We start from the raw sequence: 13,906 nt of genomic DNA on the forward strand, positions 1-13,906 counted from the left end.
TGCTGCCTGGTAATTTGCTTACCCGTAAGAGCGTGGTGTGGCTGCTCTTGTATGGATCCGTTAGACTTATCTTCGTTGGTACATAACTGAGCAGGGAGGATACACAGGATGAAGAGCAGCAAGCTGGGAAACGAAGGACTGGAAGTGTCCGCAATGGGTCTGGGCATTATGATGATGCCTGACAATGAGGAATCCATTCATACCATTCATGGAGCGATGGAGCTTGGGGTCACGTTGTTCGACACTGCAGATTTGTACGGGGACTTTGTCCGTGGGCGGTTCGGTGAAAATGAGAAATTGCTCGGACGGTCACTGAAGGGCCGGCGGGATCAGGCCGTGGTCGCCACGAAGTTCGGAATTACGCACGGTCAAGGCCCCAAAGGAGACCCTGCCTATATTAAAAAGTCTGTTGATGCCAGTCTATACAGTCTGGGTATCGATTATATTGACCTGTATTACCAGCACCGACCAGATCCCCACACGCCAGTTGAAGAAACGGTAGGCACGCTGGCTGATTTGGTGCAGCAGGGCAAAGTACGGTATATCGGATTGTCTGAGGCCCCGCCCGACATCATCCGTCGCGCACATGCCGTTCATCCGCTCTCCGCTGTGCAGACCGAGTATTCGCTATGGAGCCGCGAGGTCGAGGATGAGGTGATACCTGTGCTGAGGGAGCTGGGGATTGGCCTGGTCCCCTACAGTCCGCTCGGCAGAGGTTTTCTGACGGGGCAGATCAAGCAGCCGGAGGACCTCCCTGCAGACGACTACCGCCATCACTTTCCGCGGTTTCAAGGCGAGAATTTCTACAAAAACATTGCCGTTGTGGGCCTGATTGAGGAGATGGCGCTTCGCAAGGGCTGTTCTCCGGCACAGTTAGCCTTGGCTTGGCTGATGAGTCAAGGCGAGGGGATCGTGCCGATCCCCGGAACCAAGAGGCTGGAAAGGGTGCAGGAAAACCTGGGAGCACTCGCCATCACCTTGACTGCGGATGACTTGAGCGAAATCGAACGGATTTCGCCCAAGAACGTCGCTGCTGGTAGCCGGTTCGGTGCGTTCTAGTTGTGACTAAGATCCAATCCTTGACCGTGTAACAGCCAGGGCCTCGCTTCTCAGATCCGTAATCTCGTGGATCAGGGCAGCGAGGTCTTCGGCGTACTGCGCCTTCTGCGCGGAATCCCGAATCGAGGCCAGGTTAATCTCCACCGTCAGTCCGGCAGACTGAGCTGCGGCCTCGAAGAGAATGGCGCCAATGCCCAGGTCGGAGATAACATGCGGGTTGCAGATGCCGGCGAGGCTCCGGGTACATCGCATACCATCCCGACATAGCCGGGCCAACTGCAGCGGTACCTCAATGGCCTTGGCGGCAGCGGCATCGATGGCTTGACGGCGGGCTTGCTTTTCCTCATCCGTCGTCTTGGACAAGCGTATCGCTTGCATGTAGCCATCAAATGCGGCGATGTCGGCCTGCATCAGTTGTTCACACGTTCCGGTCAGCTGCTCCAGCAGACCGACGGCTTCATCGGTCTGGCTCAGGTGCTCCGTATACTTGTCGCCCTGCGAGAGCCGAGCGGCCATCGACGTCATGGAACTGGCGAGCGCCGCAGCGAGGGAAGCGACGCTGCCGCCACCCGGTGTCGGCTGTGCGCTGGCGGCTTGTGACAGAAATTCGTGGATGCTATGCTCCCAAGTCAGTTTCTCCATTATCTCCACGCCTCCTCAAACTGTCCGCGTACGGCCTGCATCAGATTTTCGAACAGGATTGCCGTCGTCAGCGTACCCACGCCTCCGGGTACAGGCGATATAGCAGTTGCACGATCACGCGCTTCAGGCGCGACATCACCCACGATGCGTCCATCCTCCGTTTCATGAATACCGGCATCAATGACGACAAGCCCGGGATGAACCATGTCCGCGCGCACTGTATTCGGCCGACCTACAGCTACAAAAGCGATGTCAGCATGCCCCAGGTGGAAGGCCAGATCCGGCGTCCGCGAGTGACAGAGCGTGACGGTTGCTTGTTCGCGCTGCAGCATATGGAATAGCGGCATACCAACGGTCTGGCCACGTCCGACCAGCGTCACATTTTTCCCTTCGAGGGTGTAGCCATAATGCTTCAAGAGCCGGATGCAGGCCTGGGGCGTGGCGGGATAGAGACCCGGTTCACCAGTTATCGTCGCCTGCTGGTTATAATGGTTCACGCCATCGATATCTTTTTCGGCACAGACTTCATTCTCCAGATGTCTGCCAGCTAGATGTGGAGGAAGGGGGAGCTCCAGCAGGATGCCATGCACGGTCGGGTCCGTTTTCCATGCTTCCAGAATGTTTAACACTTCTTCTTCGCTCACCTGTGCGCTTACGGTTCGAAGCTCATAATTGATCCCCAGCTTCTCAGCTACCTTCCGCTTGGCCTGCGCGTAATAGGCAGAGGCAGGATCGCCTTCCACCAGCAGAACGGCAAGTGTAGGATAGATCCCTTTTTGTTTGCACGCTTCAACCTCTAGCGCGATCTTGCGGTACACCTCATCGGCAGCTTCCCTTGCTTTCATAATGACAGTCATTGCGATGACCTCCTTAAGAATGGGATGGCACGAACGAAAAAAAGTATCTGTACGCAGCTCGTCATCAGACGCAGCTGTGTTCAGATACTTTTCCCAGGCGAACGGAACCGATCGACCTGTAGGCTCCCTTGTGGTTGATTCCACTCTCATCGCCAGTCGCTTACAGGGGTTTCCACCATCGTATCAGACTAGAATGTGATTGAAAAGGGGTTTTTCACCGCCACAATGTTTAAGCTTAGGCTTCCTCTGGCCTGGCATGCCAGTCTTCCTCGGTCATATCGGCATGGACGCCGATACCCGCTCGACTGCCTGAGGCAGCGGCAAAGATAAGCTGAGCAGGCATTACATACGCCGCATCTCCGGCTGCATAAACGCCGGGAACGCTCGTCCGTCCCATCTCGTCGACGACCAGACCATCCAACTGATTTTTCTCACATCCCAGTGCTTCATGCAGCGCGAGATTCGGTACCTGAGCGGGCGAGAGAAATCCGCCGCTTCGAGCGATCCGGCTACCGTCTGCGAAGATGACCTCCTCCAGCTGCCCATCCCGCCCGGCAAAGGAGGCGATTGGTTTATCAATAATGGGGATATTGCGTTTGGCGAGCTGTTGCCGTTCCTCATCAGTTATCGTTCCCTTGCCATTGGTGCAGAGCACGAGATCCCGGCTCCAATTGAGCAGCAGCTTGGCTTTGTGGAACAGATCCTTGTATTCCGAGACCGCGACCAATGGTTGATCACGCAGCTCCCAGCCGTCGCAGAACGGGCAGTTGAACAAGCTTGTGCCGTAAAATTCACGCGCGCCTTCAATTTCGGGGAGAACCTCCTTCAGGCCGGAGGACAAGATCAGCTTGCGAGCCTGGATGCGCTGGCCTGATGCTGTCTCAATCCGGAAGTGGTTGCCGTCCTGTTCGATCCGGGTAACCTCCACTTCCTGGTGCTCTACACTTGGATACCGAAGGACCTCCTCGTAAGCAATTCGGCGAAACTCGGCAGGCTTTACTCCATCCCGGGTAATGAAACCGTGCGACTCATGAGTCACGGCATTGCGGGGCTGGTTGTTATCAAGCAGAATGACCTTGCGCCGGGCCCGGCCCAGCACCAATGCAGCATTTAACCCAGCGGGCCCGCCGCCTACAATTGCGCAATCGTATGTCATTAATAGTACCTCCAGAGATTAGTGGATTTAAGAGATTCGTATAGTCCTTTATTTGAATAATAAAAGACCTTGTGAATCTATAATAGACGGGATTGGTTCCTGTTGTCAATGCCCGCCTCGTGATTCATAATCAAAGTGAGGTGAGCACATGAACATTGAACAAGCCACAACTGCGCATGTCGATGATGTGACTAGTCTGGCACTATTGCTGTGGCCGGACAATGAACGAGATCCGTTGCGATCGGAGTTTGCAGAGATGGTAGGGGCGGACCGGGATCAAGTATTCGTCGCACGAGAGGGTGAAGAGACCATTGGCTTCATCCATGTATCCATCCGAGTCGACTATGTTGAAGGCTCTACGACCAGCCCGGTCGGTTTCATCGAAGGGATCTATGTGTTGGAGCAGCATCGGGGGCAAGGGGTTTCCAGACAATTGGTCGAAGCGGCGGCTGACTGGTCCCTAAGCAAGGGATGCCGCGAGTTGGCTTCGGATACAGAGCTGCATAATACGGACAGTCAAGCGTTTCACGAGCGGATCGGCTTTCGCGAAGCCGGCCGGACGGTGACTTATATCAAGGATTTGTGAGGACTATACCTATGTCAAAATTTCTAAAACGATACGGTCTGTTCATTCTGGCAGGACTCATCCTGATCGGTGGCATCGGCGTATCCGGAGCAGCGATGATGGCCACCGTTGTTCGGATGGAGCGAATCGAGCTGCCGCTTGATACAACAATTGAACTCCGTCTGCAACCTGGCACGTATCTTATCTTTCAAGAATTTGAAATTCACTCCCCTATTCTCCCAGTTAGCGCTTCGTTCACCACAGAGACGCCAACGGACGAACCACTTAACCCATTATCCGTTGAAGTGTTTAAGGAGCAGCATCAACTTCGGGTGCATCCGGACACATCTACCACGTACACGTTGAATGGAAAGGGAGGGAGATCGAACTATCGTTTTCATGCAGACCAGGAGACTTGGTATACCTTGCATTTGACTTCCACAGAGGCTATGGAAGAAGGAGAGACCTTTACCCTCCGCAAAGACTTCATGGACAATCTCATCGTCATGCTCAAGCAGATGGGAGTCATCTTCTTGGTGTTTGTGACGCTGGGTGCGGCAGGTACGATTGTCTGTCTGCGCAGCTTCCGGGCCGAACGTGAAGGGCGTCTATCGACACCGAAGTAGCTAAGGAGAATGATAGAGGAAGGGCTGGTGACAAAGGTGGAGTTTCATAACGAATGTGACAATGACGCGCTGGAGTCAGCCAGCCTGGTCTTTGTCTATGGCACCCTGCGCTGCAATGAATGCAATCATGCGGCCTATTTGGCGAACAGTGAACAGGTATCGGACCATGCCTTCCTCGCGGCGCAGCTGTGGGATACGGGACTCGGCTATCCCGCCGTCCTCCCGGATGACCAAGCTCATACCCTGGGTGAGCTCTATCGAGTGACCCCGGAAGTGCTGGGCCGTTTGGATGAACTGGAGGACTACTACGGGCCGGGCGGCCCTAATGAGTATGAACGGGTGGAAGCCGAAATCGACGCAGATGGTCAGCATTACCGGGCGTGGGTATATGTGTATCTCGCAGTGCCGAGCTCCGCACGGCTGATTGCCTCCGGCGATTGGTGTGCGTATCGGCGAGCTCGCCACACAATGGAAGAATAGCTGCTGTTAAACTGTCAAAGCGCATCTGATGAAACATCTCGCTTCGGATGCCGCGAATTAGCTGCCGAAATGCATGTATTGGACGATTCGCTCCCTTCAGCTAACTTAGCTCTCCTATGAATATGAAAAATCATATTCATTTGCTCGTTTTTCCCCAAAACGACGCCATGAACTCGAAATATCGTGTTTATTCAGCTATCTGCAGCGCATATGACCAAAATAGATATGAAATTTCATACTTAAATGAAATCCGCACATGCAATAATTCGCGATGAGTAAGCCCTCCTGATAACCCACTGTCAGTACAAAGCGTCCCTCTGCAAGACAAGAGGGGTGTTTTTCGCGTCTCAATAAATGACAACAAGTGAAACTAAATAATAAAATATGATTGACTTGAAGTTAAGATCAACACATAATAAAAGTGTTCTTGTTGTCAGTTTATTTGAAAAGAGGCGTAACGATGAGCGAACCAACAATCATTACTTGTTATGAACCGATAGATGGTAAGCGTTATCTGGATGAGGTGCAGGACGAAGCGTATCGTGCCTCTTCTCTACACGGGGATGCAGCGGTAGAGGCAGAGATGCGGATCCCGTACCGAGAGGTTGCTAGCGAGGTCGTACAATCACAGCCAAGGACAGCGTCGATGGGGAGCGAGGCGTCGGATGTCCTCTGCTTGTCTGGGGCCTGGCAAATGAAAGGAACGGAGCCCACGGATCCGGGCGACCCCGCGCCAGCGACGGGCTGGTTTGGTCGCAAGGCCAAGGTGAGCCCCGGGATGGAGGAGAGATGGTACGGGTTTGGTCATGACCGGAGTGGCTGGGATGAGGTGCAGGTGCCGACGACGGTTCAGAAGGCGCTGATCGCATTAGGGAAGCTGGAGGATCCAATGTGGAATACGAATACAATGGATGAACTGGAGGAGCACGGAGAACCGAAGGAGCGGCCGCTCTGGTTCCGCCGGACGCGGGTAGAACGCCAGGACTGGTGGTTCGCACGCACATTTGAAGTGTCGGATACCTGGAAGGGGCGGCGGCTGACGCTACGGTTCGACGGCATTGATTATTCCGGCACGGTCTTCGTCAATGGGATATCGCTGGGCCATCATCGGGGGATGTTTGGCGGACCTGACCATGACGTGAGCGGCTTGATCCGCTTCGATGGTCCCAATGAGCTGGTCGTACGTATTGATGCCGCTCCCGAGTCCTGGAATGGCTACCTCAAGGGAAGTCCCGGCTTCGGCTGGCATTACGGGCATCTGATCTCGCTTGGCATCTGGCAGGATGTCTGGCTGACTGCTGAGCCCGATGTAGCCGTGGTAGATCCGTATGTGACGACCCGCACCCTCACGAGTGAGGCTGCCGAACTGGTCATTGACTACGCGGTAAACAGCTGCCTCGGCGAACACGTATCATTGGAGATTCAGGGAGAGATTAGCCGGGTGGCGGCTGACGGAAAGCGCGCCCCCGATTCAACCGGTTCCCTGTGCTTCCGGCAAGAGGTTGCGGTGAGTTACGGTCGCAGCCGCTACCGCACGGCGGTAACGCTGCCGGATCCGGCACTGTGGTGGCCGATCGGCTATGGCGATCCTTCATTGTATGAGCTGCATCTCACGGCCCGTGTTCTTGAAGCATCCTCTTCCCAGGCCGAGGGGCTGCAGAGTTCAGACGATAGGAGTCAAGCGGTTGGCACTCGTACTCGCTTCGGCGTGAGAACGCTGGAGATGCGTCCGCTGCCGGACACGCCGGAGGAGACGGATTACCGCTGGCAGTTCGTTATCAATGGCGTACCGATGTTTATCAAAGGGGCGAACTGGTGCTGGACGGAGCCGATGCTGGAGCGCGACGATGCCAAGCTTGAGAGGATGCTGGAGCTGGCGCGGCGGGCGCATGTCCAGATGCTGCGTGCCTGGGGCGGCGGCATGATTGAGACGGACAGCTTTTACCGCACATGTGATGAGAAAGGCATCCTCGTGTATCAGGAGTTCCCGCTGTGCTGGGGACCGATGGATGCGCCGCACACCGACCTTGGCGTGCTGGACCGGCAGGTTGCCCGCAATGTGAAGCGGCTGCGCAATCATCCGTCCCTGGTCATGTGGGGTGGCGGCAACGAGAACGGGCCGCATGGCGGAGCGGATGAAGGCTTGTTTCTAGTTGGTCGGCGCTGCCGCGGACTCGATCCGTCCAGACCTTATCACCGGACGGATCCGTGGGGCGGCAGCCTCCATAACTGGGACGTGTACCACGGGGGCGAGCCGATGAAGGCCTCGACGCTAGCCAACCCGTCTGTTTTTTATGGCGAATACGGCATTCCAAGCATGACCAACCGCAGCAGCGCAGCTCATTATCTGCCAGAGGATGCACTGGCATCATGGCCGCCGACGGAGGAGAGCCGGGGCTGGCTAGCCCATTCGCACCAGTTCAGTCTCAAGGATCCGATCAAGTCGATGCGCTACGGCGCGTATTTTCCCATTCGCAGCTGGGATGACTATATTCTCAGCTCGCAGACGGCCCAGGGCGATCAGATTCGCTTCGTCGCGGATGTGCAGCGAGCAGGTGCCGGTCGTTCCACAGCCGGTTTCTGGTACTACAAATTCTCGGACCTCTTCCCAGGCCATTCCTGGGCAGTAGTCGATTATTATGGCAGCCCCAAGCTGAGCTATTACCGGGCGCTGCAGGCTTGTCGTCCGCGTTTGGCTTTTGCAACGTTCGAAAAATCTGACGGCTGGTGCTCTGGAGACATCTTCGGCGCTAACCTCTATGCTGGCAACGATACGCTCGAACCGCTGGCAGATGCACTTGTGACAGCAATAGTATATGGTAGCGACTGGCAGGTGCTCTGGATGATGCAGTATGACCGGGTAACACTCGTGCCGGGGGTGACGAAGGAGCTGGATACGCTCTCTCTGACGCTCCCGCAAGAAACCGACATCCGGCCATTTCTATTGGTGATCTCGCTACAGGATCGTGATGGAGATTTGATTTCGGATCAGTGGTACGCCTTCAATGGGCAGGCCAAGTCACCTGAGCTGCTTGAATTTGAGCAGGCTCATCGGAAGGAGAACAATGAATATCCGGGCGAGCTGGCAGGCGAAGCGTTTCGCAGGTATGCGGAGATTACGGATGCACCACTACGCCGCTTGCCTCAGACGACTATCAGTATCCAGGTGAAGTCGGACGAGGGCGGGGGCACGATAGTGGTGCGGAATACAGGAGAAGTACCGGCTTATCGTGTGACGCTGGAGGGGGTTGGCGATGATGCGCATAGCTATCTGTCGGACAACGACTTCGGGCTGGTTCCCGGGCAGGAGAGAGTTCTGCACTATGAGGTGACGGACGGGAATGCCCTTCAGACGGATCTGACTGTTAGGGCCTGGAATGCCGAGCCTGTTCGAATGGAGGAAGAGCTATGACGAAGGGAGGCCACGGGATGGATGTGAAGGAACAGGTAAAGGTGAGCGCAGTGCCCGCTGACTGGTCGGCTCGTTGGATAGGCGGACGGCAGATGGATCACCGGGCATGGACGGAGATTCGCCTGGAGGTGAGCGTGTCCATCGAAAAAGGCGGCGCGGACGTGTTGTTCGGGGTGCGGGACGAGGCGAATTACTACGGATTGACGCTGAACTCCGAAGCGCTGACAGCCACCGTTTATAGGATGGAGAACGGCCAGCAGACGGTATGGTCCGAGGTTGGCGTCCCGGAGTTGGCAGGATCCGCTACAGCGCAGCAGGGTCCGTCCTATGTCACTAGTGAAGCGGTGACCGGAGGTGAGGCTGTCAAGGTTGCCGTCTGTATTGAGAGGACTCAGGAGGCGGTGCGGATTCTCATCGATAGCCGGGAGATCGGCCGCGTGCAACCGCAAGCGCATGATTGGCAGGCGGGAACCATTGGATTTGCAACCAAGACTGGACAGGAAGCAGTCTTCAGGGAACTCCGGGTATTTGATCCGGAGGGACGGGCGCAGGTTGTGAACCGTTTCTACGATCCAGCCTGTCTGGGATTCAGTGCAGGCACAATAGATCGAACGGGCAGCGGCCTTCGTCTCGGTGAATCGCAGCTTGCCTTATGCGAGTCGCCCATTGCTGTAGACCAGCCCTTGCTGCGGACGACCTTCAACGTACCGCCAGGACTCGTTCGAGCTACGGTTCGGGTCTATGCCATTGGCTGGTATGAGCTGCATCTCAACGGCCGCAAGCTGGACGATCGGGTGCTAGCGCCTGCCAACAGTCCCTATGAGCGCAGGATGCTCTATGATGTCTATGATGCTACGGCAGTGCTGCAGGAAGGTGTGAATGCCATCGGACTGTCCCTCGGCAATGGCTACAACATCAATTACTCTCGCTGGGGCTGGAAGTGGAAGCGGGACAAGGCGGCAGTTGCTGTACTCGAGCTGGAGCTGGTGGATGGCCGAATGCTGCAGATTGGAACGGACGAGGACTGGCGGACCACAGATGGCCCGCTACTGCAGCAGGATATCTATGACGGGGAGACGTGCGACGGCCGCCGGAGCTTGGCACTGGCGGGCTGGACGGAAGCTGGCTACGATGAAAGTGGCTCGTCATGGCAGCCGGCCGTTGTTGTCGAATCGCCGCCAGGCGTGCTGGAGCCGCACACGCAACCGCCGATCCGCCCAAGTGTTCCGCTTGCGCCAGTGAAGACGGCTCATCCCAGCGAGGGAGTCACGGTATACGATTTTGGCCAGAATATCGCGGGCTGGGCACGCGTCGACGTGTCTGGCGAGGCGGGCTCGCAGGTGACGCTCCGTTACAGCGAGTTGGTGGATGAGACAGGGGCAATTGATCCATGGACGAACCGGAACGCCCGGGCCACCGATCGCTACATCCTCCACGGCCAGGGACTCGAGCGGTATGAGCCGACGTTTACGTATCATGGCTTTCGCTATGTCGAGGTGACGGGGGAGGCCGAGCTGCATTCCATTGAAGCCGTGCCGATCCGGTCGGATGTCCGCGCAACCGGCAGCTTCCGGTGTTCCAATGCGCTGCTCACAGGCATACAGAGCAACCTCCGCTGGTCGGTGCTTAACAATCTGGTCTCAATCCCCACGGACTGCTGTCAGCGCGACGAACGGACACCTTGCATGATGGATTCGGCCGTGGTCGAAGAAGCGGCGATGCACAATTTTGATATGCGGGAGTATTACATCAAGTGGCTCGGCGATATCTCAGACAGCGCGACCAACCCGGACTGGAGCGGAGACAAGGTGACCCTGCCTTGGTACCTCTACTGGCATTATGACGACAAGGAGACGCTGGCAGCTCATTACGGAACCATGCGAGGTTATGTGGACCATGTAGCCGAGAAGTGGCCTGACTTGATCGTCACAGATGGCTTCGGCGATTGGTGTCCACCTAATGAGGATGGATGGGAGCAGTATTTTCGCGAGGTCGAGATTGTGAACACCACCCTTGCCTACCAGCAGGCGTCGGTCGTCTCGCAGGCAGCTGGCGTACTGGGTCGGGCGGATGATGAGAGACACTATGCTGCTCATGCTGAGCGTATCCGTCAGGCGTTTCAGGATCGGTTCCACAAGGGAGAGGGTCGCTACGGTAGTGGTACCCAGACGTCACAAGTCATGCCGTTGGCGCTCGGTCTGGTCCCGGATATGCTCGTAGAGCAGGCTGTCCAACAGCTGGTGGCAGCCATTCAGGAGAAGGATGGGCATCTCGATACTGGCATTTATGCAACCCGGTATCTGGTGGATGTGCTGGCAGATCACGGCCATATGGACCTGGCATACAGCTTGCTCACCCGGACAACGTATCCGAGCTTCGGGTGGCAGATCGCCCAAGGTGCCACTACACTTTGGGAGCAATGGAGCTTCAAGGGCGGCATGCATTCGCTTGATCATGCCATGTTTGCAGGAGTGGGCACCTCATTCTACACGCGTATCGCAGGCATCCGGCCGCTGAGTCCAGGCTACAGGCAGATCGAGATTCGGCCGTATGCTCCGGTTGGGCTGGACTGGGCGGAGGGCTCGCTGGAGACGGCATATGGTCGCATCGTTGCTGGGTGGCGCCGCGAGGCAGAAGAGCTCATTCTCGAGGTGGAGATTCCACCGGGGACAAGCGCGAATGTCGCGCTGCCCCAACCGGATGGCGAGTTATTGGAGCTTGCCCGCGGGATTGGCGAGGGACAGCATCGGTTTGTTGTACCTGTGCCTGTCGTGGGAACGGAGGCTTAAGAGACGGAGTTGACATGAGCCACAGCGCTAGAACATAGGAGCGGTCCCGCAAGGGCCGCTTCTTTGTTGTGATGGAGCGATGGGGCGCACCGTCGGCAGGCGAAATGAAGTAACATTGTGCACCTAAAAGGGGTGTGGAGTGGGAAATGGAGGGGATGAAGTAACATTGTGCACCTAAAAGGCGTGTGGAGCGGGAAATGGAGGGAATGAAGTAACATTGTGCACCTAAAAGGCATGTAGAGCGGGAAATGGAGGGGGTGGAGTAACATTGTGCACCTAAAAGGCGTGTGGAGCTGGAAATGGAGGGGATGAAGTAACATTGTGCACCTAAAAGGCATGTAGAGCGGGAAATGGAGGGGATGAAGTAACATTGTGCACCTAAAAGACGTGTGGAGCTGGAAATAATGGGAATTAAGTAACATAGTGCACCTAAAAGACGTGTGGAGCTGGAAATGGAGGGGATGAAGTAACATTGTGCACTTAGGTGGTGACAGAGCGAGTGGTTGGCCCAATAAAGTGTTATAGTACATCCGGATGGTGGGCGAGTCGGAGTGTAGACGCATGAACTGCCAAACGGCAGGTAGGGTGGGCTTCTGACTGGGCATGCCACCCTGGGTAGCCCATAAGAAAAAACCTTCACAACCACTCGAAAGTGGAAGTGAAGGTTCCTGTATCCGTGACCTACGGTTGGCTCAGGCCCTGCAGGAGGACAGCGATCATCTTGGAAGCTTCGGCGCGTGTGGCCGTGCCTCTCGGGTTGAAGCGGCCGTCGCCGATGCCTTCAATGATGCCGGCCTGCTGTAACTTGCCGATAGCTGCTACAGCCCATTCGCCAAACTGTGAGCGATCCGCGAAGCTCACTGCCGCCTGATCTGCAGGCAGCGTGTACCCCATCGTCTCCGCATAGCGGGAAACCATCACGGCCAGCTCCTGACGGCTGATCGGCTCGCGCGGCTGGAAGCGGCCCTGACCGGTGCCCTGCACAACACCGCTGTCGTAGCCCCACTGCACATATGGCGCGTACCAGTCGCTGGCCTGCACGTCGGTGAACAATCCGCTCTCGTACGCGGAGGCTTCCGCCTCTGACAGCCGAGCCAAGATGGCAACGAATTCTCCGCGAGTGACCGGCTTGGCTGGTGCGAATTCACCTGCCCCGACGCCTTCGATGATGCCGCGAGCCGACAGGTAGGTGATGTAAGGTACAGACCATCCAGATACGTCACCAAAAGTCACGTGCTGAACGCCAATGCCGTACATGGAGAAGTGAGTCAGCGTCACATACATCATGCCAGCCGCTTCATCATACCAGCCATTGCGAACGACAGCAGGGGAACCGGCGCCAGGCAGATAATACACCACGACTGCCTGCGAATCCTCGGACCCAGCCAGCTCATAAGGAATGCCGAGGCGGACTGTGCCGCCGTCAAATGCCGTTACATTCGTACCACCGACGCTCACCTGTACATCAACAACAGGACGTCCGCCTGTAGCATTGCGGCCAGTAGCTGTCAGCGAGAACGGATCTACCGCTTCGATCTCAAAACGCACCTCGCCTGCTCCCCGGCTTGCCAATGTCTCCAGACTCTTCTGGTCATAAGCGACAGAGCCAAGCGGGCTCGCGAGGACTATGGAAGTAGCTGTACTGCCCCAGAGCAGCGCCGCTGCTTCTGGACTCAGCTGGAGATCGTACGCTGTTCCAGTGGTGGTACCACCGCTCAGGCGGATCACCAGTTGCCTGGACTGCGCACCGTTCTCGCGAAGAGCTTCCAGAACGGGAGCGAGTCTCTCAGAACTAAGAGTGACGGTCATCCGACCGTTCACTTCCACCGGTGTTACCGTCACGGTGACGCCACGTGAGCCTGGTGTTACGACTGGATCAGATCCGCCTGCTGGAGGCCGGGTTGTACCAGGTTCTTCCCCATTGTTTCCTCCAGGCAAGCCAGTAGGAGGACCGCCAGGGGTGCCTGTATCCGGGCCTCCACTGTTACGCACCGCTACAGCATTCGATACTTCTTGCCCACCAGATACGGCCACAACGTTGTAGCTTGATCCAGCCCATGCCTGCGGCACTGAGATGGTAACACGGTAGGCACCATCGGCAACCTTTTGTGTATCAAAGAAAACGATCTCGCCATCCAAGCTGCGAATGCTGAGGATGACCTCAGCACTCGGAGCTGTGCCTGACAACGTCAGGTTTTGCCCGGCTGTCACCACGGCAGGGGTCTGAAGCGTGAGCTCAGCCGCATATCCCCGCGTAGGCAGCAGGACGATCATAAGAGACAACACCAATAGACTGGCTATCCATCGTTTCAAGCGAATT

General features: G+C 56.5%; 10 protein-coding genes and 1 riboswitch. Of the genes, 6 read left to right on the plus strand and 4 right to left on the minus strand.

Annotation, left to right across the window (positions count from 1 at the left end):
- Window positions 1-108 precede the first annotated feature (108 nt).
- Window positions 109-1,059: an aldo/keto reductase gene (locus tag F556_RS0115535; protein ID WP_020617899.1), complete on the plus strand. Its 951-nt coding sequence runs from the start codon at window positions 109-111 to the stop codon at window positions 1,057-1,059.
- Window positions 1,060-1,065: 6 nt separating this feature from the next.
- Here the strand turns inward: F556_RS0115535 and F556_RS0115540 are convergent, their stop codons facing one another.
- From F556_RS0115540 to F556_RS0115550, 3 genes are all read right to left on the minus strand, one after another.
- The gene (locus F556_RS0115540) at window positions 1,066-1,701 is read right to left on the minus strand and encodes a cyclodeaminase/cyclohydrolase family protein (RefSeq protein WP_020617900.1); all 636 of its coding nucleotides are present in this window, start codon (window positions 1,699-1,701) and stop codon (window positions 1,066-1,068) included.
- A complete protein-coding gene (locus F556_RS0115545; protein WP_020617901.1) occupies window positions 1,701-2,558 on the minus strand; it encodes a bifunctional 5,10-methylenetetrahydrofolate dehydrogenase/5,10-methenyltetrahydrofolate cyclohydrolase in 858 nt (285 codons plus the stop codon). Before F556_RS0115545 ends, F556_RS0115540 begins: the two co-directional genes overlap by 1 nt.
- 84 nt (window positions 2,559-2,642) lie before the next feature.
- Window positions 2,643-2,728, minus strand: a riboswitch (ZMP/ZTP riboswitch).
- A 65-nt stretch (window positions 2,729-2,793) separates the two neighbouring features.
- A complete protein-coding gene (locus tag F556_RS0115550; RefSeq protein ID WP_020617902.1) occupies window positions 2,794-3,714 on the minus strand; it encodes an NAD(P)/FAD-dependent oxidoreductase in 921 nt (306 codons plus the stop codon).
- A gap of 148 nt (window positions 3,715-3,862) precedes the next feature.
- Between F556_RS0115550 and aac(6') the strand changes: the two genes are divergently transcribed.
- The 5 genes from aac(6') (at window position 3,863) to F556_RS0115575 (ending at window position 11,586) form a co-directional block, all read left to right on the plus strand.
- The gene (aac(6'), locus tag F556_RS0115555) at window positions 3,863-4,300 is read left to right on the plus strand and encodes an aminoglycoside 6'-N-acetyltransferase (RefSeq protein ID WP_020617903.1); all 438 of its coding nucleotides are present in this window, start codon (window positions 3,863-3,865) and stop codon (window positions 4,298-4,300) included.
- 11 nt (window positions 4,301-4,311) lie between these two features.
- Window positions 4,312-4,905, plus strand: coding sequence for a hypothetical protein (locus F556_RS0115560; RefSeq protein WP_020617904.1), 594 nt, complete (start codon window positions 4,312-4,314; stop codon window positions 4,903-4,905).
- Between the two features lie 9 nt (window positions 4,906-4,914).
- Window positions 4,915-5,385, plus strand: coding sequence for a gamma-glutamylcyclotransferase family protein (locus tag F556_RS34160; RefSeq protein ID WP_020617905.1), 471 nt, complete (start codon window positions 4,915-4,917; stop codon window positions 5,383-5,385).
- A 460-nt stretch (window positions 5,386-5,845) separates the two neighbouring features.
- Window positions 5,846-8,797 carry a glycoside hydrolase family 2 protein gene (locus tag F556_RS0115570; RefSeq protein WP_020617906.1) on the plus strand — a complete coding sequence of 984 codons (2,952 nt, stop codon included), beginning with the start codon at window positions 5,846-5,848 and terminating at the stop codon, window positions 8,795-8,797.
- Complete coding sequence (locus tag F556_RS0115575; protein ID WP_020617907.1) at window positions 8,794-11,586, plus strand: alpha-L-rhamnosidase; 2,793 nt, start codon at window positions 8,794-8,796, stop codon at window positions 11,584-11,586. The genes F556_RS0115570 and F556_RS0115575 overlap by 4 nt, the downstream gene beginning before the upstream one ends.
- A 681-nt stretch (window positions 11,587-12,267) precedes the next feature.
- Here F556_RS0115575 and F556_RS0115580 read toward each other — a convergent pair.
- Window positions 12,268-13,899: an S-layer homology domain-containing protein gene (locus F556_RS0115580; RefSeq protein ID WP_020617908.1), complete on the minus strand. Its 1,632-nt coding sequence runs from the start codon at window positions 13,897-13,899 to the stop codon at window positions 12,268-12,270.
- Window positions 13,900-13,906: the final 7 nt, after the last annotated feature.

The organism is Paenibacillus daejeonensis DSM 15491 (assembly GCF_000378385.1).
Classification (GTDB): domain Bacteria; phylum Bacillota; class Bacilli; order Paenibacillales; family Paenibacillaceae; genus Paenibacillus_D; species Paenibacillus_D daejeonensis.

Excerpts from the sequence above, each read along its gene's own strand:
- F556_RS0115535 (WP_020617899.1), top strand. The coding sequence starts at position 109 with ATGAAGAGCAGCAAGCTGGGAAACGAAGGACTGGAAGTGTCCGCAATG.
- F556_RS0115540 (WP_020617900.1), bottom strand. The coding sequence starts at position 1,701 with ATGGAGAAACTGACTTGGGAGCATAGCATCCACGAATTTCTGTCACAA.
- F556_RS0115545 (WP_020617901.1), bottom strand. The coding sequence starts at position 2,558 with ATGACTGTCATTATGAAAGCAAGGGAAGCTGCCGATGAGGTGTACCGC.
- F556_RS0115550 (WP_020617902.1), bottom strand. The coding sequence starts at position 3,714 with ATGACATACGATTGCGCAATTGTAGGCGGCGGGCCCGCTGGGTTAAAT.
- F556_RS0115560 (WP_020617904.1), top strand. The coding sequence starts at position 4,312 with ATGTCAAAATTTCTAAAACGATACGGTCTGTTCATTCTGGCAGGACTC.
- F556_RS34160 (WP_020617905.1), top strand. The coding sequence starts at position 4,915 with ATGATAGAGGAAGGGCTGGTGACAAAGGTGGAGTTTCATAACGAATGT.
- F556_RS0115570 (WP_020617906.1), top strand. The coding sequence starts at position 5,846 with ATGAGCGAACCAACAATCATTACTTGTTATGAACCGATAGATGGTAAG.
- F556_RS0115575 (WP_020617907.1), top strand. The coding sequence starts at position 8,794 with ATGACGAAGGGAGGCCACGGGATGGATGTGAAGGAACAGGTAAAGGTG.